At 62.2% G+C, this 26055-nt stretch carries 22 protein-coding genes; 14 read left to right on the plus strand and 8 right to left on the minus strand.

Going from position 1 to position 26055, the window contains the following annotated elements; genetic code table 11:
• Positions 1-76 precede the first annotated feature (76 nt).
• Both pepQ and JM946_RS31065 read right to left on the minus strand, forming a co-directional pair.
• On the minus strand, positions 77-1414 hold the full coding sequence (gene pepQ, locus JM946_RS26230) for a Xaa-Pro dipeptidase (RefSeq protein ID WP_203170381.1): 1338 nt from the start codon (positions 1412-1414) through the stop codon (positions 77-79).
• A 25-nt stretch (positions 1415-1439) separates the two neighbouring features.
• Positions 1440-2294 carry a 2-keto-4-pentenoate hydratase gene (locus JM946_RS31065; RefSeq protein ID WP_203170382.1) on the minus strand — a complete coding sequence of 285 codons (855 nt, stop codon included), beginning with the start codon at positions 2292-2294 and terminating at the stop codon, positions 1440-1442.
• 170 nt (positions 2295-2464) lie between these two features.
• On the opposite strand from JM946_RS31065, the gene JM946_RS26240 reads away from it, so the two are divergent.
• Both JM946_RS26240 and JM946_RS26245 read left to right on the plus strand, forming a co-directional pair.
• Complete coding sequence (locus JM946_RS26240) at positions 2465-2731, plus strand: hypothetical protein (protein WP_203170383.1); 267 nt, start codon at positions 2465-2467, stop codon at positions 2729-2731.
• Positions 2732-2938: 207 nt separating this feature from the next.
• On the plus strand, positions 2939-3451 hold the full coding sequence (locus JM946_RS26245; protein ID WP_203170384.1) for a GNAT family N-acetyltransferase: 513 nt from the start codon (positions 2939-2941) through the stop codon (positions 3449-3451).
• 7 nt (positions 3452-3458) lie between these two features.
• Here JM946_RS26245 and JM946_RS26250 read toward each other — a convergent pair whose 3' ends face one another.
• The 6 genes from JM946_RS26250 to uvrA all read right to left on the minus strand — a co-directional run bounded on the left by JM946_RS26250 (position 3459) and on the right by uvrA (position 12117).
• Positions 3459-5510 (minus strand): sulfatase-like hydrolase/transferase, encoded by a 2052-nt coding sequence (locus tag JM946_RS26250; RefSeq protein ID WP_203170385.1) that lies wholly within the window; start codon positions 5508-5510, stop codon positions 3459-3461.
• Between the two features lie 4 nt (positions 5511-5514).
• On the minus strand, positions 5515-6204 hold the full coding sequence (locus JM946_RS26255; RefSeq protein ID WP_203170386.1) for a YidC/Oxa1 family membrane protein insertase: 690 nt from the start codon (positions 6202-6204) through the stop codon (positions 5515-5517).
• Positions 6204-7541, minus strand: a complete 1338-nt coding sequence (locus JM946_RS26260) for a hypothetical protein (RefSeq protein WP_203170387.1) — start codon at positions 7539-7541, stop codon at positions 6204-6206. The genes JM946_RS26255 and JM946_RS26260 overlap by 1 nt, the downstream gene beginning before the upstream one ends.
• Positions 7538-8134, minus strand: a complete 597-nt coding sequence (locus tag JM946_RS26265) for a class I SAM-dependent methyltransferase (protein ID WP_203170388.1) — start codon at positions 8132-8134, stop codon at positions 7538-7540. Before JM946_RS26265 ends, JM946_RS26260 begins: the two co-directional genes overlap by 4 nt.
• Positions 8131-9138: an adenylyltransferase/cytidyltransferase family protein gene (locus tag JM946_RS31395; RefSeq protein WP_203170389.1), complete on the minus strand. Its 1008-nt coding sequence runs from the start codon at positions 9136-9138 to the stop codon at positions 8131-8133. The genes JM946_RS26265 and JM946_RS31395 overlap by 4 nt, the downstream gene beginning before the upstream one ends.
• A gap of 123 nt (positions 9139-9261) precedes the next feature.
• Positions 9262-12117 carry an excinuclease ABC subunit UvrA gene (uvrA, locus tag JM946_RS26275; RefSeq protein WP_203170390.1) on the minus strand — a complete coding sequence of 952 codons (2856 nt, stop codon included), beginning with the start codon at positions 12115-12117 and terminating at the stop codon, positions 9262-9264.
• A gap of 247 nt (positions 12118-12364) precedes the next feature.
• On the opposite strand from uvrA, the gene ssb reads away from it, so the two are divergent.
• The 12 genes from ssb (at position 12365) to JM946_RS26335 (ending at position 25967) form a co-directional block, all read left to right on the plus strand.
• Entirely contained in the window at positions 12365-12844 is a 480-nt protein-coding gene (ssb, locus tag JM946_RS26280) for a single-stranded DNA-binding protein (protein ID WP_203170391.1), read from the plus strand.
• A gap of 203 nt (positions 12845-13047) precedes the next feature.
• Positions 13048-14424: a tRNA (N6-isopentenyl adenosine(37)-C2)-methylthiotransferase MiaB gene (gene miaB, locus JM946_RS26285; RefSeq protein WP_203170393.1), complete on the plus strand. Its 1377-nt coding sequence runs from the start codon at positions 13048-13050 to the stop codon at positions 14422-14424.
• A complete protein-coding gene (locus JM946_RS26290) occupies positions 14421-15467 on the plus strand; it encodes a PhoH family protein (protein ID WP_203170395.1) in 1047 nt (348 codons plus the stop codon). The genes miaB and JM946_RS26290 overlap by 4 nt, the downstream gene beginning before the upstream one ends.
• Before the next feature lie 20 nt (positions 15468-15487).
• On the plus strand, positions 15488-15958 hold the full coding sequence (gene ybeY, locus JM946_RS26295; protein ID WP_203170740.1) for an rRNA maturation RNase YbeY: 471 nt from the start codon (positions 15488-15490) through the stop codon (positions 15956-15958).
• Positions 15951-16811, plus strand: a complete 861-nt coding sequence (locus tag JM946_RS26300) for an HlyC/CorC family transporter (RefSeq protein WP_203170397.1) — start codon at positions 15951-15953, stop codon at positions 16809-16811. Before ybeY ends, JM946_RS26300 begins: the two co-directional genes overlap by 8 nt.
• A gap of 76 nt (positions 16812-16887) precedes the next feature.
• Positions 16888-18459, plus strand: a complete 1572-nt coding sequence (gene lnt, locus JM946_RS26305; protein ID WP_203170398.1) for an apolipoprotein N-acyltransferase — start codon at positions 16888-16890, stop codon at positions 18457-18459.
• Positions 18460-18568: 109 nt separating this feature from the next.
• A complete protein-coding gene (locus tag JM946_RS26310) occupies positions 18569-19216 on the plus strand; it encodes an FMN-binding negative transcriptional regulator (protein WP_203170400.1) in 648 nt (215 codons plus the stop codon).
• 91 nt (positions 19217-19307) lie between these two features.
• Entirely contained in the window at positions 19308-20090 is a 783-nt protein-coding gene (locus JM946_RS26315) for an undecaprenyl-diphosphate phosphatase (protein ID WP_203170401.1), read from the plus strand.
• Between the two features lie 10 nt (positions 20091-20100).
• Positions 20101-21378 (plus strand): dicarboxylate/amino acid:cation symporter, encoded by a 1278-nt coding sequence (locus JM946_RS26320; RefSeq protein ID WP_203170403.1) that lies wholly within the window; start codon positions 20101-20103, stop codon positions 21376-21378.
• Positions 21379-21524: 146 nt separating this feature from the next.
• Positions 21525-21962 carry a hypothetical protein gene (locus JM946_RS26325; RefSeq protein WP_203170405.1) on the plus strand — a complete coding sequence of 146 codons (438 nt, stop codon included), beginning with the start codon at positions 21525-21527 and terminating at the stop codon, positions 21960-21962.
• Positions 21963-22083: 121 nt separating this feature from the next.
• A complete protein-coding gene (locus JM946_RS26330) occupies positions 22084-24375 on the plus strand; it encodes a TonB-dependent receptor (RefSeq protein WP_203170406.1) in 2292 nt (763 codons plus the stop codon).
• Positions 24372-25967 carry a sialidase family protein gene (locus JM946_RS26335; protein ID WP_203170407.1) on the plus strand — a complete coding sequence of 532 codons (1596 nt, stop codon included), beginning with the start codon at positions 24372-24374 and terminating at the stop codon, positions 25965-25967. Before JM946_RS26330 ends, JM946_RS26335 begins: the two co-directional genes overlap by 4 nt.
• Positions 25968-26055 lie beyond the last annotated feature (88 nt).

Genomic DNA, 26055 nt, shown 5'->3' on the forward strand with positions numbered 1-26055 from the left:
TTTCAACCCGCTGCGTTTCTGTGGGTGGGTGGGGCGGGATGGTGGGGGGCTCCGACGCTGCGCGCGCCGAACGGATCTAGTTCGCGTTAGCGAACGCCGGACGGGTCAGATTCTCCGGTTCGTCCGACGTACAAACGACATCGTCTTCCACGCGAACGCCGCCGTACGGTTTGAACCGCTCCACCTGCTGCCAGTTGATCTGCTTGCCAAGCGGCGACGTGCGCGCTTTATCCAAGAGCTGATCGATGAAATACAACCCGGGCTCTATCGTAACCACGAAGCCCGGCTCGAGCGTGCGCGTAAGTCGCAAGTACGGGTGTCCCGGCGGGCGCGCCTTCTGCTTGCCATCCGGGCTGACCGTGAAGCCCGCGACGTCGTGAACTTGCAGGCCGAGCAGATGACCGATGCCGTGCGGGAAGAACACGCTGCTCAGTCCGCTGGCCAGGGCCTCCTCCGGCGAGGCAGTGATGACATCGAAGTCGCGCAGAATCTTCGCGATGCGCCGATGGGCGCTCAGATGTATCTCGGCGTAATCGACGCCAGCGCGAACTTCCGAGCACAGGCCTAGCTGCTGCTCGTCCATCGCCTTGATCATCGCGGCGTAGTCGTCGTCACGCTGCGAGTAGGTGCGAGTGATGTCGACTGCATAACCATGCAACTGCGCACCGGCATCGATCAGGAATGAGCGCATCTCGGCGGGTGGAGTGCGTTCCAGATTCTGATAATGCAGTACCGCCGTGTTGGCGTTGAGACACACGATGTTGGGATAAGGCAGCTCGTTCTCGGTCTGTCCCGACGCGCTGATATATGCCATCTGGATCTCGTATTCGGATGCGCCACTGCGAAACGCAGCTTCCGCAGCTTTGTGCGCGCGGGCGGCAGTACGAGATGCGCGCCGCATGCATTCAACTTCGTATTCAGTCTTGAACGCGCGTACGTAATGCAAGCGATGCATCAGCGGCTCAGGATTGCGACCGGTGAAACCCCAGTCGGTAAATTCTTCGCGCCACTCGCCGATGAATGCACAGCGCGTGAGCCCGGCGAGATGCGCCTTGGCTTCCGACGCTTCGCGGATGATCTTGATATCGAATGCGTCGGTCCAGAAATCGTTCGGCACCTCGGGCGGCTTGTACCAATAGTCCGCCGGCTGCAGGAAGATCAGCTGCAAGCGCTGTCCCGGTCGATACACGATCCAGCAATCGGCGGCCTCGGCGAGCGGCGTCCACCAGCGGAAGTGCGGATTCGGTTTGAACGGGTAGGGCTGGTCGTCGAGGAACTGCATGTGCTGAGCGCCGGCATAGATGGCCAGCGCGTCGAAGCCGGTCGCGGCCAGCGCCTCGTCGGTGTGGCGGCGCTGGATGTCCAGGTGCGCGGCGTACAAGGGTTGCAGGGAGGCGTTCGATTGAGCGTTCATGAGCGTTGTTCCGAGGCGGCGTGGGCTATTCGGTCACGTTGATTTCAAGCGAGGCCCACGGAATCCCGTCGGGCGCATCGCTCGCATGGTAACTGGCCACACAGCGCCCTGTCGCGGCGGGCAGCATGCGCCCGAGCGCGCCCGTGAGCAGAATCTGTCCCCGCTCGATCCGCCAGCCTTGCTCGAGCATCTTGTTCACCAGCCACAGCGCCGCGCGCCATTGATCGCCGAGCGAATCGGTACCCTTGCCGGTGAACATCTGTTTGCCGTTGCAGGCGAGCTTCACGTCGACGGCGTTTGGATCGCGCTGTCGAGGTGGAATGAACTCGCCGACGATGTAACTCGCCGCCGCGACATTGGTGGCGACGATGTCGATCGCATCGAGCGTCTGCGGCTGCGAGTAGTCGAGATTGGGCAGCTCGATTGCCGCCGCGATGCCGTCGATGTGAGCACGCAGCGCTGCGACATCGGGGAGCGGCTCTTCGATCGGAGTGCCGATGCGCATGGCGATCTCGACTTCGACGTGAAGTCCACGCAGCTCGCGCAGACTCACAGTGTCCGACGATTGCAACGCCCCTTCTTTGAACAGCACACCTGCAACCGCACTGTCTGTTTTGAAGCGCGCTTGCGCCGGTGGTGAAGTGAGGCCTGCTTTGAAGCCTGCTGGATTCGCGTTGTGCAATTTTGCGCGCACGCTGCGCGTTTGCACGCGATACGCTTCTGCAATTGTCAATGTTTCGTCAATGTTGGGCAGCGTGCGCTGCTCGCGCCACGATGTCACTATTTCGTCAACGATGCGTTGCTGCGGCAGACTGCAGCCGCTCAGCACGAGACAGATCAATGACATCGGCGCAAGCACGCGCGCGACACTGGTTTTCACGGGAGTTGCTGACATGTCTTTACGCGGCGACGTTGTTACTGGCATGGCTCGCGAGTGTTTCAAACGTAGGTGAAACATCTTAGACTGCGCCCGCTGCATAGGAATGGTGGCGCGAGCCATCAGACTGTTGCTGTCCATCAACCTATCATCACACTGGGGTGATCGTTCACATGAACATCAAAATGATTCTCGCTGCTTTGGCTCTGTCGCTGTCGCTCGCCGCTTGCGCCAAGAAGGAAGAAGCTCCGGCTGAAGCCGCTCAGGAATCTGCCGCCGAGGCTTCTGACGCCGCCGCTGCTGCTGGCGATGCCGCTGCCTCCGCTGGCGAAGCTGCCACCGACGCGGCCGCTGCCGCCGGTGACGCCGCTGCCGCCGCCGGCGAAGCTGCTGCCGACAGCGCCACGGCTCCTGCCGGTGAGACGCCTCCGGCTCAGTAATCGAGCTTGGCGAGTTTGGGAGCGGATTCCAATCTGTTCCCACCAGCACCGGGCGGGTACATCCCGCCCGGTTGCTTTGAGGGGTTTACTGCAGGCACGCGCGCGGGGATCACCGATATCGGCGCCTGCCGTTTCGCAGTAACGTAGTCGTCGATTCTCGAGTTGCGATTCATCAGTCGGAGGTGGCAAGGGAATCGCCAGCAAGCCGTGCCTGTCAGCATTCGCGATGCATTGAAATCTCCCCGCGACCGCCAATGGATCCAGGCTCAGTATCCTGCGTACCTGGAAGACCTGTCGCAGATGAGCATGAACACCGGCGTATTCCCCGCCACCAGCGAGGTGCAGGCGGAGCTCATGGCCCGGTGGTTCGCCGATGACAGCTCCTATCCGCTCATCATCCTCAAGGACGAGCAGCCCGCCGGCTTCGCTCTGGTCAGCCGCCCGCCGCGCAACCGCCGCGATCAGATCGACTTCCACCTGGCCGAATTCTTTATCACCACCCGCTCGCGCCGCTTGGGCATCGGCCGCGACGCCGCTCAGCTGATCTTCAACCGCTTCGCCGGCACTTGGGAGATCACCGAGTTCGTACACAACAAAGGCGCGGTAAGTTTCTGGCGCGCCATTCTGATGGAATACACCGGCGGTAAATTCACCGAGCGCGTCGCCCACGGCGAAGTGCATCAAACGTTCACTTCGGCGAACCGTCAGCGATCGCGCTGAACTGGCCCTATTCCAGCTCTGACCAGCCGCTGGCGTCGTAGGGATCCTTGCCCCTGACGACGAACTGCGTCTGGATGACGAACGCCTGCGGTTTCTGAGCCGTGAATTGCCAGGGCACGATGGAAACGTAGAAGGGATCGTCGCGCCCGTCGGTGACGATGGGTTTGTTGTTCAGGTACGGATTGACGCACCCGGCGATTTCCTCGCACACGATTCGCGGCACTTCGGCGTTGGGCGTGAACGTTTCGGATACTTGCAGATTGCCGCTTGCATTGCGTTCCTTTACCAGCAGCACCGAGCGACTGCCGACGTATTTGCTGGCCGTGGTGCCTCCGGCGATGGCGCGCGAAGAATGGTCCGCAACCGACGCAGCGATGCCATGGTCCGAGACGATGACGATCTTGGTGTTGTCGTAGACGCCCGAGCTCTTCAGAAAATCCAGGTAATCCGCGACGGCAAGCAACGAGCAGCGGGCGGCTACATAATGCTGCAAGGTAAGCAGATGGTTGAAGCCACGGCGTTGCAGTTCTTCTTTGGAGACTTCGTAAGGCTCGCTCCGCGGCAGGCAATCTTCGCCCATGTAAACGGGTTGATGCGGCAGCAGGTTGGAAATGAAGTTGAAGTTGGATTGCTCGGCGCTGGTCGACGATATCTCCGCGAAACTCTGCAGCTGCGCCCACTCCCGGAAGGTCGTGGCAGCCGATTGATCCATGAATGGCCGCCACGGGCCTCTCTCGTACAGCACTGCCTTCAATGCATACGGCGCGCTGCGCATCGAGCCGAGCAGGACCAGCAGATCCGCATAGTTGGCCATGGCGAGATCGTTGAGGCCGAAACCCAACTGTTCGGCGCGGGACTTCACGCCCGACATCGGCACGTGACTGCACGTCACGCCCTCGATCTGCAGCGAGCGGCAATCGCCTTCCAGAGTGAATCCCATCCCGCGCGGCCCGACCATGTTTACGCGATAGCCATGCCTGGCGAAGTTGTAAGGCAGGATCGAGAAAGCTTCGGCGGACAACTTGCTGAGCGGTTGATGCCGCGTGTTCATCTCCAACGGTGTGTAGTCATAGCCGCCGAGCATGGGATGGACGCCGGCGATGGAGTTGTAGCCTGCCGCGATGGTGCGTGGATACCAGGTGAAGCCGCTGAGCCGCTGATTCAGATCGGGATGGTCTTGCAAAATCGATTCGACGAACGAGCCCATGAACCGATCCAGAAACACGATCAGAACGTTGGGCTCGGTCCGCGAAAACTGTAACGGGCGCTCCGAGGCGACCAGGCCGCCTTCAGCTCCGCCAGCCTCGCCGACGCGATCCGTGCTGATCCTGGCGGCGACGACGATGGCCAGAGAAAGCTTGACCAGCACGATCCCGATGAGAAATTGACGCGCCTTGAAACGCAGCAGTGCCCAGCACAAGGCGGGCGTGATGAGCAGAATGAGCGCGCCATCGAATACCGCTCGCCAGCGGATCGTGGCAGTGGATTGTGGAACTTGTTCCAGCGTCAGCCCCGCCATGGCGGGATATCCCAGCGGCGCCGCGTAGGTATAGATGATTGTCAGCACCAGCGCGGTCAAGGCGAGCACGGTGAGCAATGTGCGCATTCTCGCTGTGAACGCCAGCATGTACAGCATGGCCGCGACATAGACCATCAACATGGCATCGCGCGCATTGACCGAGACCAGGTAGCCGAGATGCAGATTCAGCTCGCCGGGCGAGGTGAGAAACGTCGTGATGGGCACGACCAGCAGGATCAACGCCGACATCGCAGCGACCGACAGCAGGTAAAGCGGCAAGCGCATCCGGCCCAAGGCGTCCGTGAGGCGCGTCAGTCCATCTCCGTACATGCCGACAGTTCCAATCGCTGCCGCAACGGCCACACCGAGCAGGACCCCGGGCCTGAAGTCGTACCACAGGGCGGTGATGAGGACGGCGTAGATGGCCAGCATGCCAAGCGCCAGCCGCAGTCCGTCCGGTATGCGCAAACGAGACGAGCTGAGAACGCGAAATATCAGCAGCAGCGTCAACGTGGCGAGCAGAAATACAGGCAGGTCCATGATGTCAACGCTGCGCGGCAAGCCGCTCGAAAGGTAACAACGACAGCCGGCCGTTGGCCGCGAACTTTCTTTGCACGACGTTGCGGACCAGTGAGAACAGGTTGTTCAGGGTCCAGTACAGCGTGAGCGCGGCGGGGCTCCGATATAGCAGCACCAGGAACAGGGCCGCGAGCAGCCATGCCTGCAGGCGTTTGCCGCGATCTTCTACGTAGTAGTAAACGGACGCCGCATTGATGGCTGTCATCAGCAGCGGCAGCACGTTCACGCCGCCCAGCAGGCCATCGGGGCGACTCAGATCGGCAATCGGACCGAACGGCGCACCGACCAGGACTTCGAGGCCGGAAAGAAAGCGATACACCGTGAGGAACACCACGATCTGTACCAGCAAGTCGGCCGACCCGAGCACTTCGGAAATCGGATGATAACGATAGTGCCGATACACCGTGCGAATGTAGAAGTACCGCTCGCGACCGCGAAAGTGACGTTTCATGCGCGCGACTTCGCTGGCCACGCGCTGCCGGATGGCGCGCGCCGCCTTCGAGCGTTGTTCCATTTGATAATACAGCGGCAACAGCGCCAGATTGAGCAGCACGCTGAATGCGATGAGCTGCAGACCTGGCTGCGGCAGGATCCAGACCGACCCATAGATCAGCAACAACGGCTGCAGCAAGACCTGGTCGAGAACTTCGAGCATCAAGGAGCTCCTTGCGCGCCCAAGCCTTCCGGCACGGCGGAGTATCCGAAGCGACGCTTGGCGGGCGAGGCATTGGCGCGCTCGCGCACCAGAATCTCCGAGATCTGTTCGGCTGCGACTCGGCTCGCGGCGCCGAAGTTATAGACGAGCTGAGCACGAACCTCGGCGAGTCGCGCTGGCGAGTGATTCGCGAGCGCCTGACCAATGTGAGTGCAGATGTTGTTGATCTCGGACGGAGGCACCGGCACGATGAACTCGCGGCAGCGATCCTTCAGCTCGCTATCGCCTCCGAGCAGATCGCCTTCGGTTCCGCCCACGATGCGCCGCTGATCGATGATCAACACCGGTCGCTCGTAAATGAAGGCGAATTCATGAGCGATGCCTGAAATATCGCTCAACAGCACATGAGCCTTGGCCATCGACTCTACGGGTGTGCGGGTCGTGTCGACGTGCACACCGTGCACGGCCAGAACTCTGGCGTAGAGCTCGGGCTGCGACACCTTCATCTGAGGGTGCGGCCGCACGATGACGCGATACTGCCGGGCGATGGTTTCGATGAAATCCACGCCGAACGATTCGAACATGCTGAACGGTCCCCAACTCGGCGCTACCAACACGATCGTGTCACCGTCCGGGGGCGGCGCGACCTGGCGACTCTTCAGCAATTCTTCGTAGTGGGGCAGGCCGGTTGCGTAGAGCTGCTTGGCGGGTAGCCCGCGAATGGCCTCGATCTTGCGGATATTTTCCTTGAGGATCTCGCCGCAGCACAGGACCGAGTCGTAAAAGTCGTACGCGTACGGGCGCACGTAGCGCGATTCGCCCAACGCATGCTGCACGATCGAATAATGTTTCACCCTGGGCGAGCGTCGAAATGTCATCACATCCAGCTGCGGAGTGGTGGTGATGAGCACGTTGGCTTCGACATTGTTCAGATACGCATAGCCAACCATGCCCGCCGCAATGGCTCGATGGGTGACCTGCGGCGGCAACGGTTCGAACGAACTGTCGCGTTCGTACATGGTGAAGAACGTCGGCTCGACGCCGCGCGCAACCAGCTCTTTCAGCACCGGCAGGAAAGTGATCTCGTAGCGAGGATCTTCGCAGTGGATGGCCAGATCGCAGCGCTGGTCCTTGTGACGGATGCGGAAGATCGCTTCGAGCACGCGGTAGTACAGGCCGCGCACACCGAAATAGATGGAGACCACGAGGCCGGAGACGACATAGAAGAGCGCGCTGCCGGTGCCCGGGTCGATGTATGCAGCCGCCGGTGCGGCATGCGCCAGCAGCCACAGTCCGATCGGCCAGAGCTTCGCAGGTCCATCCGCTCGGCGCATCATCTGGTCCGCCGCGCTTCGAAATAGAACTGTTTGGTGCCGAACGCCGATTCCAGTTCGTCCGGATAGATGCGATCCACCGCGGTGACCTGGTGATGCCGCGACAGCAGCGCGATGGTTTCAGGGAGCGTTCGATAGTTGGACGCGTAACCGTCCTTGACGACCCGTTCGGCCTGCGGCTGCAACGTGCAAGTCGAGCGCACCCACACGATCGGTGCTGTCAATCGAGCGAACAGAGCATCGACCACGGCGTCGTCGAAAACGTACTGGATGACGCCCGCGACAATGGCGGCGTCTACCTCCGGCAATTCGCCGGGCTGGGCGATGTCGAACACCGCAGTGTGAATGCGCGGATCGATGTCTCGCAGCAGATCGGCCGCGATGTCGTAACCGTGGAATTCTTCGAAATCGGTCAGACGCAGCAAACATTCCAGCAACGAGCCGTCGCCGCAGCCCAAGTCGAGCAGGCGTTTGCCCGCGACTTTGGCCAGGCGCGGCACCAGGTAGTTGAGCTCGTAGATGCGACGCTTGCGCGTGAACGCAAACGGGTATTCCGTCTGTGCTTTCCAGAAGTCCGAGGCGGTTTGCGTACTCATGCTGTGAGGGCGCTCGGTGATTCGTTGGCTCCGCGCCATTCGTCGCACACGTACACGCCAGATGCGTAGAAGCGGATCTGGCCGCTCGAAATGCTGCGCTCGAGATAGGCGGTCAAGTCGAATGGCTCGCTGGACATCAGGCTGGCCAGCGGAATGGGCAGCCGGATCACGCTCTGGGGCACGCGATGAAACGTTTCGCCGTTGGGAATGAGTTTGCCGCTCTCGGCCGCGGCGCGGATGTCTTCGGGGCTGCGACGCGGGAACTCCACCGGTTCACCGACCTCTCGCGCGAATTCCGACAGCCGTGTGACCGTTCCGTTGTTGACGAAGTGTACGTTGCCGAGCAGATCGACTTCGGAGTAGTCGTAGACGACGCAGGGCACGGCTTGGGCTCCGAGGCGGCGCAGGGCTTCGAAACGATTGGCGCCGTCGATGACGATCATTTCACGCACCACGGAGATCGGATTGAAGAAGGTGCGATCGGCGCGGATCTTGGCAATCAGCCGTTCGACCTTGGCTTCTTCGTGAGCTTCGAAGCGCTTCAGCTGCTCGATCGGCACCATGCGCAGTCGATCGCGCAGGAACTGCTCGTCACGCCGACGCGAGCGTTCGACTCGTTTGCGGATTTCGGTAGTGGAGATCCCCTGCGTGCGCGGCAGCAGCACCAGACGGATGCCATGGTCGCGCAGGAAGTTCAGCGCTGGCGTGCGATCGGCCGAGAACAGCCAGTCGTCGCCTTGCACGACAATGTCCGGTCGCAGGGCGGCGTAGTTGGGACGCTGGTCCACGTCGGTGTAATGAATGACTTCGGCGACGAAGGGCAGCGAGCGGATCTGGGCATCGCGCTCCTCGAGGGTGAGGATGGGCCGCGCGCCCTTGGTTTCCTCCACGCCCTGGTCGCTCATGATGCCGACCGTCAGCTCGCCCAGTGCGGCCGCCTGGGTCAGGATGTTCAGATGCCCGCGATGAAGGATGTCGAATACGCCAGTGGTGTAAACGCGCACGTGAGCTATCTCGCTTGGACCGATTCGACCGGGAGTGCGGCCGCTTATCGGCGGTATTAAGTCATAACGCCGCCGGATTCGGTGTGAGGGAGGTCACATGCGCCAAGCGCTTCGCTGCGCGGCCTAGGCTCTTTTGCGCACCGCCGGTTGCTTCTTCTTGTCCAGGATGGGCTTCAGATACTTGCCCGTGTACGAGCCCTTCACCTGAGCGATCTGTTCGGGGGTGCCGGTGGCGACAATGGTGCCGCCGCCGCCGCCGCCTTCGGGGCCGAGGTCGATGATCCAGTCGGCGGTTTTGATGACGTCGAGGTTGTGCTCGATCACGACGATGGTGTTGCCTTCATCGCGCAGGCGATGCAGGACGCCGAGCAGCTGTTCGATGTCGAAGAAGTGCAGGCCGGTGGTGGGCTCGTCGAGGATATACAGCGTGCGGCCGGTGGAACGCTTGGAAAGCTCCTTGGCGAGCTTCACGCGCTGCGCTTCGCCGCCGGAAAGGGTCGTGGCGTTCTGGCCGAGGCGGATATAGGACAGGCCCACGTCCATCAAGGTCTGCAGCTTGGGTGCGATGACCGGCGCGTGGCGAAAGAACTCCAACGCGTCTTCGACCGTCATCTCCAGCACTTCGCTGATGTTCTTGCCCTTGTAACGAATCTCCAGGGTCTCGCGGTTGTAGCGCTTGCCCTTGCAAACATCGCACGGCACGTACACGTCCGGCAGGAAGTGCATCTCCACCTTGATGACGCCGTCGCCCTGGCAGGCCTCGCAGCGACCGCCCTTTACATTGAAGCTGAAGCGCCCGGCTTCGTAGCCGCGCGAACGTGCTTCCGGCACGCCGGCGAAGATCTCGCGAATCGGCGTGAACAATCCCGTGTAGGTGGCAGGGTTGGAACGGGGCGTACGACCGATGGGGCTTTGATCGATATCGATGACGCGATCGATATTGTCCAGGCCTTCGATGCCGTCGCTCGGCGCGGGATCGGTGGACGCATCGTTGAGTTGCCGCGCGACGAATTGATACAGCGTGTCGTTCACCAGCGTCGACTTGCCCGAGCCGGAGACGCCCGTCACGCACGTCATCACGCCCAGCGGAATGTCGACCGTTACGCCTTTCAAGTTGTTACCGCGCGCATTGACGATGCGGAGATAGCGATCGTCCTGCACCGGTGTCCGCACGGCGGGAACCGCAATCTCGCGCTTGCCGGAGAGATATTGCCCGGTGATCGATTCCGGGTTCGCGGCGATTTCTTGTGGCGAGCCTTGCGCGATCACCAGACCGCCGTGCACGCCTGCGCCGGGGCCAAGATCGACCACGTGATCGGCGTGACGAATCGCATCTTCGTCGTGCTCGACGACCAGCACGGTGTTGCCCAGGTCGCGCAGCCGATTCAACGTGAGCAGCAGGCGATCGTTGTCGCGCTGATGCAGGCCGATGGAAGGCTCATCGAGAATATACATACAGCCGACCAGGCCCGAGCCGATCTGGCTCGCCAGTCGAATGCGTTGCGCTTCGCCGCCCGACAAAGTATCGGCGCTGCGATCCAACGTCAGATAGTCGAGGCCGACGTCGCTGAGAAAGCGCAGCCGCTCGCCAATCTCCTTGACGATCTTGCCGGCGATCTCGCCGCGCCAGCCTTCGAGCTTCAAATCGGCGCTGAAGCTCAAAGCATCTCCAACGGCCAGCCGCGCCAGATCCGGCAAGCTGCGCTCTGCGACAAACACGTGGCGCGCGGCCCGATTGAGCCGTGTGCCTTGGCACTCGGGGCAGGGCTGATTGCTGAGATATTTGGAAAGCTCTTCCCGCACGGCCACCGACTCGGTCTCGCGATAGCGCCGTTCCAGGTTCGGAATCACGCCTTCCCACTTGTGCGCGCGACGCAAGGTGCCGCCGTTGGCATTGACGTATTTGAAATCGATCTTCTCTTCGCCACTGCCGTACAGCACGATTTTCCGCACCTTGGCGGACAGGTCCTGCCACTGCTCTTCGACATCGAACTTGTAGTGCTTGGCCAGCGACTGCATCAGCGCGAAGTAATAAGCGTTGCGGCGATCCCAACCGCGAATCGCGCCACCGGCCAATGACAGATTCGGATGGTGGACCACGCGCGAGGGATCGAAGAACTGTTGCACGCCCAAGCCGGAGCAGGTGGGGCAGGCGCCCGCCGGGTTGTTGAAGGAAAACAGCTTCGGCTCGAGGTCGGCGATGGCGTAGCCGCAGATGGTGCATGCGAACTTGTCGGAGAACACCAGCTCTTCACGTGTCGGATCGTCCATGAAGGAGATGCGCGCCACGCCGTCCGCCATGCGCAACGCGGTTTCGAACGATTCCGCGAGACGCTGCGCCACATCGGATCGCACTTTCAAACGGTCGACCACCGCATCGATGCTGTGTTTCTTCTTGGGATCGAGTTTAGGTACGGCGTCCAGCTCGACCACGTGACCGTCGACGCGAGCGCGCACGAAACCCTGGGCGCGCAGTTGTTCGAACACCTGTGCGTGCTCGCCTTTGCGATCGTCAATCAGTGGCGCCAGCAGCAGCACCGGCGTTCCCTCGGGAAGACGCATCACCTGATCGACCATCTGACTCACCGTCTGGGCGGAAAGATCGGTGCCGTGATCCGGGCAGCGCGGCGTACCGACGCGCGCAAACAGCAGACGCAGGTGATCGTAAATCTCCGTTACCGTGCCGACGGTCGAGCGCGGGTTGTGAGATGTCGACTTTTGCTCGATGGCGATGGCCGGCGACAGGCCCTCGATGGAATCGATGTCGGGCTTTTCCATCATCGACAGGAATTGCCGCGCGTACGCCGACAGCGATTCGACATAGCGCCGCTGGCCCTCGGCATAGATGGTGTCGAACGCCAGCGACGACTTGCCCGAGCCCGACAGGCCGGTGAATACGATCAACTGATCCCGCGGCAACTCGAGATCGATGTTGCGCAAGTTGTGAGTGCGGGCGCCGCGGATGACGATGGAAGGCATGGGTACCGTACGTGGCGTCGAATGGGGACCGTTCAATATACGAGGCCGGGGAACTTCGGCGCAAAACCTGGTCATCTTCAGGCAGGGATTCCCGCCCATCCGGGCGGATCGGCGGCAGCCGGCCAAGCACGAATCGGCCGGCGGCGGGACGCTGAATAACTGGAGGTTAGGCTCACGAAGATTGTTCGCGAAGGCCGCGCCGGCTGTTTACAATCGCCGCCTTCACTGAATTCGAGGTTCGCTAGTCATGGCGCGCGGTATCAACAAAGTCATTTTGGTGGGCAATCTGGGAGCGGACCCGGACACGCGCTACATGCCCAGCGGCAAGGCCGTGACCAACATCCGCATCGCCACCTCCGAGTCCTGGAAGGACAAGCAGACCGGCGATCAGCAGGAGCGCACCGAGTGGCATGCCGTCGTGCTCTACGACAAGCTGGGCGAAATCGCGGCCGAATACCTGCGCAAGGGCTCGCAGGTGTACATCGAAGGCTCGCTGCGCACCCGCAAGTGGCAGGACAAGGAAGGCAAGGACCGTTACACCACCGAGATCATCGCGCAGAACATGCAGATGCTCGGCGGTCGCGGCGGCGGCGGTGGTGGGGGTGGTGGCGGCTACGGCGGCGACGACGAGCAGCCACGTCGCGCTCCGTCCCGGCCCGCCCAGAGCGAGCGTTCCGCGCCTCCGCCGGCCGATGACGGCGGTTTCGACGACGACATCCCGTTCTAAGCCCTGGCGAGCGGCCGCTGCGAACGGCTGGAGCCCGCCAGCATCTGACAAAAGCTGGTGGGTTGAACGTAATCGCTTGAATTCGTAAAGCATTGCCCCATTTACGGGCGAAGATCCCGAGGTTCGCCGGTGGAAAAGGCCGGGCGCGGACCTTATCCTTATTGGTCTCCAGCAATCGCGCGTCTGTCCGCTCTCCCAACCCAATGCCTCGCGTCTTTATCCGCACTTTCGGCTGCCAGATGAATGAGTACGACTCCGCCCGGATGGTGGACGTGCTGCGCGAGGCCGAAGGGTACGAACTCACTGAAGATCCGGCGCAGGCCGACCTGCTGCTGCTCAACACCTGCTCGGTGCGCGAAAAGGCGCAGGAGAAGGTGTTCTCCCAGCTGGGCGGCTGGAAGCAGCTGAAAAAGGCCAATCCCGGCCTGCTGATCGGCGTGGGCGGGTGCGTGGCCAGCCAGGAAGGCGACGGCATCACCAAGCGCGCGCCCTATGTGGACCTGGTGTTCGGCCCACAGACCCTGCACCGCTTGCCGGACATGATTCGCGAGATCCGCTCGGCCGGCCGCTCTGTGGTCGACGTGACCTTCCCGGAGATCGAGAAGTTCGACCATTTGCCGGCGCCGCGCGCCGAGGGCGCGACGGCGTTCGTGTCGATCATGGAGGGCTGCAGCAAGTACTGCACCTTCTGCGTCGTCCCCTACACGCGCGGCGAGGAAGTCAGCCGGCCGTTCGAGTCGGTAATGGACGAGATCCGCGCGCTAGCCGACCAGGGCGTGAAAGAAATCAACCTGCTGGGTCAGAACGTCAACGCCTATAACGGGCCGATGGACGATGGAACGCCTTGCGATCTCGGCACGTTGATTTATTGCGTGGCCGATGTGCCCGGCATCGAGCGCATCCGCTTCACGACATCACACCCGGTCGAGTTCAAGGACTCGCTGATCGAGGCTTATCGGGACGTGCCGCAGCTCGCGAACTATCTGCATCTTCCTGTGCAAGCGGGCTCGGATCGCATTCTCGCCGCGATGAAGCGCGGCTACACCGCTCTCGAGTACAAGCAGAAGATCCGCAAGCTGCGCGCGGTGCGCCCCGACATCAGCATCTCCTCGGATTTCATCGTCGGGTTCCCCGGCGAGACCGAGCGCGATTTCGAAGCCACCATGAACCTGATCGCGGAGGTGGGCTTCGATCAATCCTTCAGCTTCATCTACAGCCGTCGCCCCGGCACGCCGGCGGCGTCGCTGCCGGACGATGTCACTCAGGAAGAGAAACACCAGCGGCTGGAGATCCTGCAAGCACGCATCAACAGCCAAGCCATGGAGATCAGTCGCCGCATGGTCGGCAGCGTGCAGCGCGTGCTGGTCGAGCGGCCCGCGAAGAAGGACGCGAGGCAACTGGCCGGCAGGACCGAGAACATGCGCTGGGTCAATTTCGATGGCCCGCACTCGCTCATCAATCAGTTCGCCGACGTGCTGATCACCGAAGCCATGCCGAATTCGCTGCGTGGCCGCCTGGTGGGCGCTGGCGTTGCTTCTTCCATCCCAGCCGCGGCGGAGCTGGCCGTGGCTGCCCAATGAGTTCGCGTGAGACCGGGCGTGGCACGGCTTTGAACGCAGCATCTCCAGCAACGCGCGAGCTCGCGTTCGAGCCAGTGGACAACAACCGGCTCGCCAATTTCGTCGGTCCCATGGACGAGAACCTGCGTCACGTCGAGCAGCGGCTCAAGGTGCAGGTGAATCGCCGTGGCGGCCATCTGGAGGTGTCCGGCAACGCCGCGGCGGCCAACGCAGCCGAGCGCGTGCTGCGACGTTTGTTCGAGCTGTCGTCAAAAGAAGCAATCACACCGGAACGTGTGCACCTGGCGGTGCAGGAGGCAGGGATGGAAGAAACAACAACAGCGCCAGTCCTGGTCGCGCCCCGTCCGTCGGACGAGGTGACGATCCACACCCAACGCGGCGGCATCCGCGGGCGGGGTCCGAATCAAAGACAGTATCTGCACAACATCCATACCAACGACCTGACCTTCGGCATCGGTCCGGCCGGCACCGGCAAGACCTATCTCGCCGTGGCGTGCGCGGTCGAGGCGCTGCAGACGGATCGTGTCCGGCGGATCGTGCTGGTGCGGCCGGCGGTGGAAGCGGGCGAGCGCCTCGGCTTTCTGCCGGGCGATATCGGCCAGAAAGTGGATCCCTATCTGCGCCCCATGTACGACGCGCTGTACGACATGATGGGCTTCGATCGTGTGGCGCGCGCCATCGAACGTCAGGTGATCGAGATCGCGCCGCTGGCGTTCATGCGCGGCCGTTCTCTCAACGACTCCTTCATCATTCTCGACGAAGCGCAGAACACGTCGGTCGAGCAGATGAAAATGTTTCTGACGCGCATGGGGTTCGGCTCCAAGGCCGTGGTCACCGGCGACATCACTCAGACCGACCTGCCCAGGCAGCAGCTATCGGGTCTGAAGCACGTGATGAACGTGCTGCCGGGCGTCGACGGCGTGGCGTTCAGTTATTTCACCTCGCGTGACGTGGTCCGGCATCCGCTGGTGCAGCGGATCGTGCAGGCGTATGAAAGCAAAACCGCCGCCGCGCCGGACCGACCTGGAGGCGATGGAGCTTGAAATTGGCCGTGACCGTGCAAATGGCAAGTTCGCGTCGCGGCGTACCGCATGCCCGAAGTCTGAATCGGTGGGCGCAGGCTGCCTGCGCCCACCATGCCCCTCGCGGTGAGGGACAGCTTGCCCTGACCATCCGCGTGGTCGGCGCCGCCGAGAGCCGCCGCCTCAATCGCACCTGGCGGAGCAAAGACAAACCCACCAACGTCCTGTCGTTCCCCGCCGCGCCGCTGGCGCCGGGAGACAAGGGCGTGCCCTCGCGATTTTTTGCCAAAGACTTTGCAGAGCTCGGCGATCTCGCCATCTGCGCGCCGGTGGTGGCGCGTGAGGCGCGAGAGCAGGGCAAACCGGCGCAGGCGCACTGGGCCCACATGGTGGTCCACGGCGTCCTGCATTTGTTGGGCTTCGATCACGAGAACGATCGGGACGCCAGCGTGATGGAAGCCCGTGAAGTGAAGATTCTGGCGCTACTTGGATATGACAACCCGTATGCCTGAAGAGCACAGTCATCACGCCGGCAGCTGGCTGCGACGGATCACCGGCTCGCTGAGCGGCGAGCCGCGCGACCTGGAAGACCTGAATGAAGTGCTCGGTCAGGCGCGCGAGCGGGGCATCATCGACCCGGACGCGCACGCGATGTTCGAAGGCGTGTTGCGCGTGGTCGAGCTGCAGGTGCGCGACATCATGGTGCCGCGCTCGCAGATGATCATCGTCAATCGCGACGATCCCCCGGAGGCCATCCTGCCCATGGTGGTCGAGCACGGCCACTCGCGCTATCCGGTCATCGGCGAGGATCGCGATCAGATCGTCGGCATTCTGTTGGCCAAGGATCTGTTGCGCTATTTCGCCGAGGGCACCCGTTCCAATTTCGACATCAAGGAATGTCTGCGGCCGGCAGTGTTCATTCCCGAGAGCAAACGTCTCAACGTGCTGCTCAAGGAATTCCGCGTCAGCCATCATCACATGGCCATCGTGGTCGACGAGTACGGCGGCGTGTCGGGCCTGGTGACCATCGAGGACGTGCTCGAGCAGATCGTCGGCGACATCGGCGACGAATACGACACCGACGACGACCTGGACATCCGCAAGGAAGGCGAGCGGCAGTTCACCGTCAAGGCGCAGACCCGCATCGACGAGTTCAATAGCTACTTCGGTTGCGATTTCAGCGACGAGGAGTTCGACACCATCGGCGGGCTGGCGATCAGCAACCTGGGCCGGCTGCCACGCCGCGGTGAATCTTTTGCGATGGGCGGGCTCGAATTCAAAGTATTGCGCGCCGATCGCCGCCGGCTCGACCTGCTGCGTGTGATCACGCCGCGCGATATCGAGCCCAACGAAGATCAGATCTGAAGCGAAGCGGGGCGACCGGCCCTTGTCATGATCATGACTGCCGCGAGGCCAAGCTCGCTGAAATCGAGCGCCTGCAATGAATACCTCGAAGGGTGAACTGGCGGCCACTCCGTCGCTACTGGACAAAGCGCTCGGCCCGAGCGTGCGTGCGTTCAAATATTACACGCATGCGTCTTTGCCGGTCGGCGCCGGGACCTCGCTCGCGTTCGCGCCATTCAATGTCTGGCCGCTGGCCGTCCTGTGCTTTGCATTTTTATTTCTGGCGTGGGAAGACGCGACGCCGCGGCAGGCTGCCAAGCGCGGTTTTCTGTTTACCGCCGGCACTTACCTTGCCGGGACTTACTGGCTGTATAACAGCATCCACACGATCGGTAATGCGCCGATCTGGTTGACCCTGTTCGTGATGCTGGCGTTGGTCGCCATCATGGCGGCGTACATGGCGTTGCTCGGCTACGCGCTGAAGCGCTGGATTCCAGCGCAGGGCTGGATCCGATGGTTGATGGTGCTGCCGGCGGCCATTGTGCTTCTCGAGTGGTTTCGCGGCTGGTTTCTCAGTGGCTTCCCGTGGCTGGCGCTGGGTTACACACAAACGGACACCTGGCTCGCAGCTTTCGCGCCGGTGGGCGGCGTCTATACTGTCAGTCTCGCTGTGACGTTGTGTGCTGGCGCCGTTACCGCGCTGATCCTCGGCACTAAGAATATTCGCATCGCCGCCGCTGCTGTCGTCGCAGCCACGTGGCTCGTCGGCCTGGCCTTGCATGACAAGGAGTGGACTCGAACGATCGGCGAGCCGGTGAGCGTTGCCATCGTGCAAGGGGCCGTGCCGCAATCCATGAAGTGGGAAGTCGAGCAGCGCGATAAAACCGTGGCGCTCTACAGCGGGCTCACGCGTCAGCATCTAGGCGCCAAGCTGATCATCTGGCCGGAAGCGGCGTTGCCGGGCCTGTCGCACGAATTCACCGACGTGTTGAGTCGCGAGTGGACCGCGGCGCATGCGGCTGGCTCGGCCCTGGTGATGGGCATCGTGCGCTACGACTTCGAGGAGCGGGTGTACTTCAACGCTGTGCTGGCGCTCGACAAGGAACCGCAGTGGTACGCAAAACGTCGCCTGGTGCCGCTCAGCGAATACTTCCCGCCGGTGCCGCAGTGGGTTTCGGATTGGCTGCGAGGCATGGAATTGCCCTACAGCGGCTTCAGAGCAGGCGTCGACAACCCGGATCCGCTGGACGCCGCCGGCCAGAAACTCGCGCTGACGATTTGTTACGAGGACGCCTACGCGTCGGAACAACTGGAAGTGTTGAAGACCGCGACCTTGCTGGTGAATGTGACCAACGACGCTTGGTTCGGCGATTCCACCGCCGCACATCAGCACTTGCAGATCAGCCGCATGCGTGCGCTCGAAGCGGGCCGGCAATTGCTGCGCGCGGCGAACGATGGCATCTCCGCCATCATCAGTTCCAATGGTCGTGTTGAAAAAACCTTTCCTCGCTTCGAACCGGGCGTGCTGACCGGAGAAGTGCAGCCTCGAGTCGGCTTGACGCCTTATGCGAAGGTCGGCAACTGGCCCGTCATCATCGTGAGCTTCCTGTTACTTGCCGCGGGCTTATGGCCTCTGCTCGCGCGCAAGTCCTCTACGTCCAAGCGCTGATGCGCTTATAGCTGGCGTGCCTGGCCCGGCCGCTGTAATAAACGATCCAGATTCGAACGCCGCCCGGGTTCGAGCTCGATAGAGTTTGTATGCAATCTGTTGGGGACGTATGGATTCCAGGATCGATCGATTCGCGGCGCGTGGCGACGCCGATCTGTTGCGGCTGGTGCAAGCTCAACCATTGGCATGGGTGGTCTCCGGCTCTGCCGCCGAAGACAACTTTCGCGCCACGCTGTTACCCATCCTCGCCGAGACCGGGCCCGACGGGCGCATCGGGCGCCTGGTCGGTCATTTCGCGCGTTCCAACGATCAGTTCAAACTGCTGATGCAAGACCCGAAGGCAGTGATGCTGGTACTCGGCACGCACGGTTACATCTCGCCTTCGTGGATGCAGGACAAGACTCAGGCGCCCACCTGGAACTACGCCAGCGTTCAGTTCTTCGTGGACGTGGAATTTTTCGAGCAGCCCGCCGCCATCGAAGCTCATTTGCGAGAGCTGGTGTATACGATGGAAAAGCAGGCGCCGCGCGCAGTTGACACGGTCGCATGGAAGGTCGACGACATGGGCGCGCGCTATGCGTCGTTAGCTCGCGGCGTCATCGGCTTTCGCGCCAATGTCCGCAATGTGCGGGCCAGGTTCAAGCTGGGCCAGGATGAACGCGACGACGTGTTTCGCGACATCATGGCTGGCCTGGCTCACGGCGGCGGCGCCGAGCTACAAAGCTGGATGCGCGACTTCAATCCTGGCCGCGGCTGAAGCCAAAGTCGCCGGAAGATCTAAACCCTGTCCCCCAACCCCGCTGGTCAGTATCATTGGCCGATGTGCCTTTGAACGGTGACGGGGACGAGTGGACAATTTTTTACAGGTCATCCTGCTGGGGATCATCGAAGGCATCACCGAATTCCTGCCCATTTCCAGTACCGGTCATCTCCTGATCGCGCAACACTGGCTGGGGCGACGCTCGGATCTGTTCACGATCGCCATTCAGGCCGGCGCGATCCTGGCGGTGGTGGTGATCTACTGGCGACGGCTGTGGAATCTGAGTGTCAATTTTGCGCAGCCGGAGAATCGCGACTATCTCTACAAGCTGACGTGGGCGTTCCTGATCACCGTGGCGGGCGGTTTCGCAGCCAAGGCCATGGGCCTGGAATTGCCAGAGACAGTGGCGCCGATCGCGTGGGCACTGATCATCGGCGGACTGGTGATCTTCGCTGTCGAAGCGTATGCGGGGCGGCAGCCGCCGCGTGAGCAGTTGACCTGGGGCGTGGCGACCTGGGTCGGCGCGGCGCAGATCCTGGCGGCGGTGTTTCCCGGCACGTCGCGTTCGGCAGCCACGATCTTCGCAGCCATGCTTGCAGGCATGACGTCACGACCGGCCGCCGCCGAGTTCGCATTCCTGGTCGGCATTCCGACCATGTTCGCCGCCACCGCCTATGAGTCGCTGAAAATGTATGAAGCCGGCTCGATGGCGCAGGAAAATTTCGGCGAGCTGGCGCTGGGCTTCGCGGTCTCGGCGGTGGTCGCCTTCGTCGCGGTGAAGTGGCTGCTGCAGTATATCCAGACGCATCGTTTCACCGTGTTCGCCTGGTACCGGATCGCACTGGGCATTGTGTTGCTGGTCGCCGTGTAGAGGACAGTCGATGCCGAACCGCCTCACTCGCTGGATCATTATCGGCCTGGTGCTCGGCATCGCGAGCGGCTATATCGCGTACGCCTATTTCCCGGAGAACAGCGCCGGTTACGCCGAAGCCGCGTCACTGTTGCCCACGGTGTTCCTGCGCCTGATCAAGATGATCATCGCGCCGTTGGTGTTCTCCACCCTGGTGGTCGGCATCGCCAAGATGGGCGACATCGCGACGGTGGGGCGAGTCGGCGGCAAGGCGCTGGCCTGGTTCATCGGCGCCTCGCTGATCTCACTGACCCTGGGCTTGATCCTGGTGCAGATCTTCGAACCGGGCAAAGCCATGCAGTTGCCGATTCCCGAGGCGGATGCGGCTTCGGGCGTGACCACCGAAGGTTTGTCGCTGACCAACTTCATCGCGCACACCATCCCGACCAGCGTTATCGATGCGATGGCGCGCAACGAGATCCTGCAGATCGTGGTGTTCTCGCTGTTCTTCGGCACGGCCATGGCGGCGCTCGGCGAGCGCAGCAAGAGCGTCATCGAGGTGCTCGACGTGGTCGCGCACATCATGCTGAAGGTCACCGGCTACGTGATGAACTTCGCGCCGCTCGCGGTGTTCGGCGCGCTCGCCAGTACGGTGGCCAAGGAAGGTCTGGGCATCATCCGCGTGTACGGCCTGTTCATGGGTGAGTTCTATTTCGCGCTGCTGGTGCTGTGGATCGTGCTCATCGTGTTGGGCGCGGTCGTCATCGGGCCTCGCGTCGTGAATCTGATACGACGTATTCGCGAGCCGGTGATCCTGGCGTTCTCCACCGCGAGCTCCGAAGCCGCGTATCCGAAGACGCTGGAGGAGCTCGAGCGCTTTGGTTGCAGCAACCGCGTGGCCAGCTTCGTGCTGCCGGTGGGCTACTCGTTCAATCTCGACGGCTCCATGATGTATTGCACGTTCGCGGTGATGTTCATTGCGCAGGTGTACGGCATCGAGCTGAGTATCGGGCAGCAGATCGTCATGCTGGCGATCCTGATGCTCACCTCCAAGGGCATCGCGGGCGTGCCGCGTGCATCGCTGGTGGTGATCGCGGCGACCTTGCCGCAGTTCAATATTCCCGAAGCAGGCATGTTGTTGCTGCTCGGGATCGATCATTTCCTCGACATGGGGCGCTCGGCCACCAACGTGGTTGGCAACAGCATCGCGACGGCGGTGGTCTCCAAGTGGGAGGGCGAGTTGCAACCTTCCAATGGCGATGGCGCTGGCGAGCCGATGGTTGCTTCCAGCGAAAGTCGGCTGAGCTGAAGCCGGCGCGTTCGGGGCCGTGCTTCGGCCCCGCGCTGCGCACCCTGGACAATTTGCCCTGGCCATTCCCCCCAGAATGATGGCGCTCACCTGACTTTGGTGATGCTCGCCCGCGGCGCTTCGGGCGTATACTGCAGTTCGCTGTCATGCGCCGTCACTACTTCAAGCTGCTGAGCCTTTGGATCCTCCCGCTGCTCGTCGCGCGGGCGCTGATCCCGGCTGGCTTCATGCTGTCGGTGGAGGCGGGGCGACTGCAGTTCATGTTCTGCCCGTCGGGCGTCGTACAGCCGCTCGGCAAGCGAATGTTTGGCGAGGTGCAGAGCGCAGAGCAGCAGGCGCATGCCGAACATCATCAGGGCATGCATCACGGTGGCGATGCCGATCAAGCGTCGCCTTCGCATTCGCAGGACAATGCGCCTTGTCCGTTCTCGCTGGTGGCTTCGGCCGCCCCTGGTGCGATCGCCTATGTCAGCAACGTTGACGCGACGCCGCGCGACGAACGTTTCGAACTCCCGTCCTCGCCGACCTTTCGAGTCGGCCCGATCCGCACCGATCTCATTCGCGGTCCGCCCAGCCTCTCCTGACATTGCACAAGCGAGGGCGCCCGGACCGGCAGGTTGCGCGGCATAGTTGCTCCTCCTGACCGATCCGTGCCCTCAAGTGTCGTGATTTGAATCACGGCGGCGATGGTCATGGAGTCGATTCATGGACACCCGAACATTTCTGGCGACGGCGGCAATACTGACTGCCGGCGCGCCTGTCTGCGTCTGCGCGCAAGGCGTGGCGACGGACAAACTGATCGATGCAATCACAGTCACCGGCCTGCGCGAGCGGGCAGGCGGCGTCGAAGTGCCCAACACCACGGCGTCGAAGACGGCCGAGGAGTTGCGTGCTCAGAATCTTTTCAACCCCGAGGATGCGCTGAACTATCTGCCCAACATCACCATTCGTAAACGTTACATCGGCGACCGCAACGCCTTGATCGGCGGCCGCAGCTTTTCCACGTTGCAGCCGGCTCGCGGGCTGGTGTTCATGGACGGCTATCTGCTGTCGAATTTCCTCGGTCGCTTCGATGCGCCCCGCTGGAACATGATTGCGCCTGAAGAGATCGAGCGCGTCGATGTGTTGTATGGGCCGTACTCGGCCACGTATCCGGGCAACTCGATTGGCACCACCGTCGCCATCCGCACTCGGCGGCCGGATGACTTCACCATGAGCGTGCGGAGCACCGCCTTCAGCGAGCACTTCGATGAGTATGGTCTGGAGGAAGACTACGACGGCTGGCAGGTGTCCGCGTTCCTCGGCGATCGTTTCGACAACGGCGCCTGGTTCACGCTGGCTGCGAATCGGCAGGACGCGACAGGTCATCCGATGCAGTACTACACGGTCTCGGCGAACTCTGCCGGGGCGTTCCCCACTGTGACAGGCGACGCGACGCCCGTGTCGGGTGTGCGCTTCGATCGCGATCCGCAAGGCCGCCGCCGCGCCGTGTTCGGCGCGAACTCCGGCGCCATCGATCACACCATCCAGGATCAGGTGAAGTTGCGCGGCGGCTATGCAATTACCGACTGGCTCGAGGCGGAAGGTTTCATCGCACTGTGGCGCAATGACACGGAACAAGAGAACCGCACGTTCATGCGTGACGCGGCCGGGAACGAGGTATGGTCGGGCCGAGTGATCGCGGACGGCATCACTTTCAACGTGCCGGCGACCGCGTTCTTGCCCAGTTCACGGGATGAAGAGCATCGGCAGTGGGGCACGACGTTACGAACCACTCGCGGCGAGGGCTGGAACGCATCGCTGGTCTATTCGCGTTACGACATTCTCGAGGACTCGCTCATCGAGGGCTTCCTGGACGTGCCAGCAGACGACGAGACTCGAGCGCTCAACTCCGAGCGTGACGATACCGGTTGGCAAACGTTCGAAATCCAGGGTGTCTACACGCCGGTCGCGGACGACTGGCTGGGAGGCAACCATACATTGGCGCTCGGCTTCCATCGCAACGAATACGAGTTGGCGAATCCGGTGTACGACATCCTCAATGCACAGGTGCCGCAGTTCGTGTACGGCAAGACGCGGCTGCAAGCCTGGTATCTGCAGGATGAATGGCAACTGGCCGAGCAATGGTCGCTGACTCTGGGCGTTCGCTACGAGGACTGGGAGGCGTTCGGCGGCGGGCAACGCATCGGCGCGGACGAAGTGAGCTATCCAGAGCGCAAGGACAGCGCGGTGTCCCCTAAAGCATCGCTTGCCTATGTGCCCAACAGCGAATGGACGCTGCGGCTCAGCGTTGGGCGAGGCGTGCGCTTCCCCACGGTGCCGGAGTTGTTTCAAGGCGCAAGTCGGGCCGGCGTCATCGTGGTCAACGACCCGAACCTGCAGCCCGAACGCTCCGACTCGGTGGATTTCACCGTCGAACATTGGCTGCCGTGGGGCAAGGTACGCGCCACTTTGTTCCAGGACGACGTGCGCGACAGCATCTTCAGTCAGACCAATATCACGGTGACCCCGAATGTCACCAACGTGCAGAACGTCGATCGTGTGCGCACCCGAGGGATCGAGACGGCGTTCAGTATCGCGCTGCCCGGCGTCGAAGCGTTGACGTTCGACGGCAGTCTTGCGTATGCCCGCGCCAGGATTCTCGAGAACGACAACTTTCCAGTCTCGGTGGGCAAGCTCTGGCCACGGATCCCGAAGTGGCGCGGCAATCTGCAAACGATATGGCGGCCCACGGAAGACTGGCTGGCCAGTCTGGGAGTGCGCTACTCGGGCCGGATGTTCGGTCAGCTCGATAACAGCGATATCAACCCCGACACCTATGGCGGCGTGTCGCGATTCACGATGCTGGACGCCCGTGTCGCGTACACGACTGCAAGCAACATCGAGCTGGCTCTCGGAGTGGACAATCTCACCGACGAGCGTGCGTATCAAATGCATCCGTATCCCGGCCGCACTGCTTTCGTGGAAGCGCGCTGGTCGTTCGAGGGCACACCATGATCCGGTCGACTCACAGGTACGGGCGGCGCACGCTGCCAGTGTTTCTTTGTTTGGTGCTGACCCTGCTGACGCAGCCGGTCTTGGCGGCGATGTCACATGGCCGCGCACTGGGAACGACTGCGGCGTTCGATCACCAGAAACGTCTTTGGGTGGTGCGCACCGAGCCTGTCGACAAGAACGCGCACGTGATCCTGCAACGCTCGGACGACGAGGGCGCCACCTGGCAACCAGCCATTCGGGTCACATCGAAGCCGGAGCCGGTGTCGGCCGACGGTGAGAATCGGCCCAAGCTGGCGTTCGGCCCGCGCAATGAAATTTACGTGACCTGGACCTCGCCCACCTCGCAGAGATTCACCGGCGATATTCGTTTTACGCGCTCGCTCGACGGTGGCAAGAGCTGGTCGGCGCCCAGCGTGATTCATCGCGATCGCCAGCTCATCACGCACCGGTTCGAATCGATGCTGGTCGATGGCGCGGGTCGAGTTTGGGTGGCTTGGATCGACAAACGCGATCTCGGCGCGGCTCAAGCGGCAAAGCAGGATTACGCTGGCGCCGCGGTCTACTACGCGTACTCGGACGATCAGGGCGCCACCTGGCGCGGCGATTACAAACTCGTCGATCACAGCTGCGAGTGCTGTCGAATCGCGCTGGCGTTGAATGCGAAAGGGCGCGCGACAGCAATGTGGCGACATGTATTCCCGCCGAACGAACGTGATCACGCATTCGCAGTGCTGCAGCCTGACGGCAAGAACATCGTAGTGGAGCGAGCGACCACCGATCGTTGGAGGATCGACGCTTGTCCGCATCACGGCCCGTCGCTCGCGTTCGCGCCGAACGGTGCGCGGCACGCTGTCTGGTTCAACCAAGTGAAGGGCGAAGGCCGCGCTTTCTATGGACGGCTGACTGGCTCGGATCCCGAAGGAGTGCAGGCGCTTCCGGCTGGCGCCGTGCATGCGGACATTGCGGTGCGAGGAAGCACCGTTGCTATCGCCTGGAAACGTTTCGACGGCACGGCCACGCGCGTCGAATCCTGGCTGTCCAACGATGGTGGTCGCAGTTTCACCGCCGGCCCCTCATTGCAAACGCAAGGTGAATCGGATCAGCCGCGGATGCTGAGCAACGACTCGTCGATGCTGATCGTCTGGCGCACTGCCGATGGCATCGAGGTGGCCAGGCTCGGGGACGCCAAGCGCGATGACGCGATCAAACCCTTCAGCCGCGACACCCTCAGCAAAATCGAACAACGGCACGCGGGCTCGGAGTTCTGGGTGGTGCTATGGGACCTGGAATGCGTCTATTGCATGAAGTCATTGAGCAACCTGGCGGCGGTGCAGAAGCAACGACCCGCCCTCAAGATCGTCACGATCGCGACGGATTCGATCACCGCGCAATCCGAGCTCCGCGAGCGACTGGAGGAACTCGGCGTTCAGTCCGAAGCCTATGCATTCGCAGCAGCGCCCGAGGAGGCGCTGCGCTTCGCCATCGATCCGAAGTGGATGGGCGAGAAGCCTCGCGCATATCGATACGCGACCGACGGTTCACGGATTGCCCTGTCCGGCGTGCTCACCGCCAAAGAATTGGCGGGATCGTGAACTGGGTACTGTTTCGCCGGACATAATGCGACTGTAATCCCTGATTGCAACGCAGAATGTTCGCAGGCATAACGTGCATCCCATTGTT

Origin of the sequence: Steroidobacter gossypii (assembly GCF_016801985.1) — a bacterium.
GTDB lineage: Bacteria > Pseudomonadota > Gammaproteobacteria > Steroidobacterales > Steroidobacteraceae > Steroidobacter > Steroidobacter gossypii.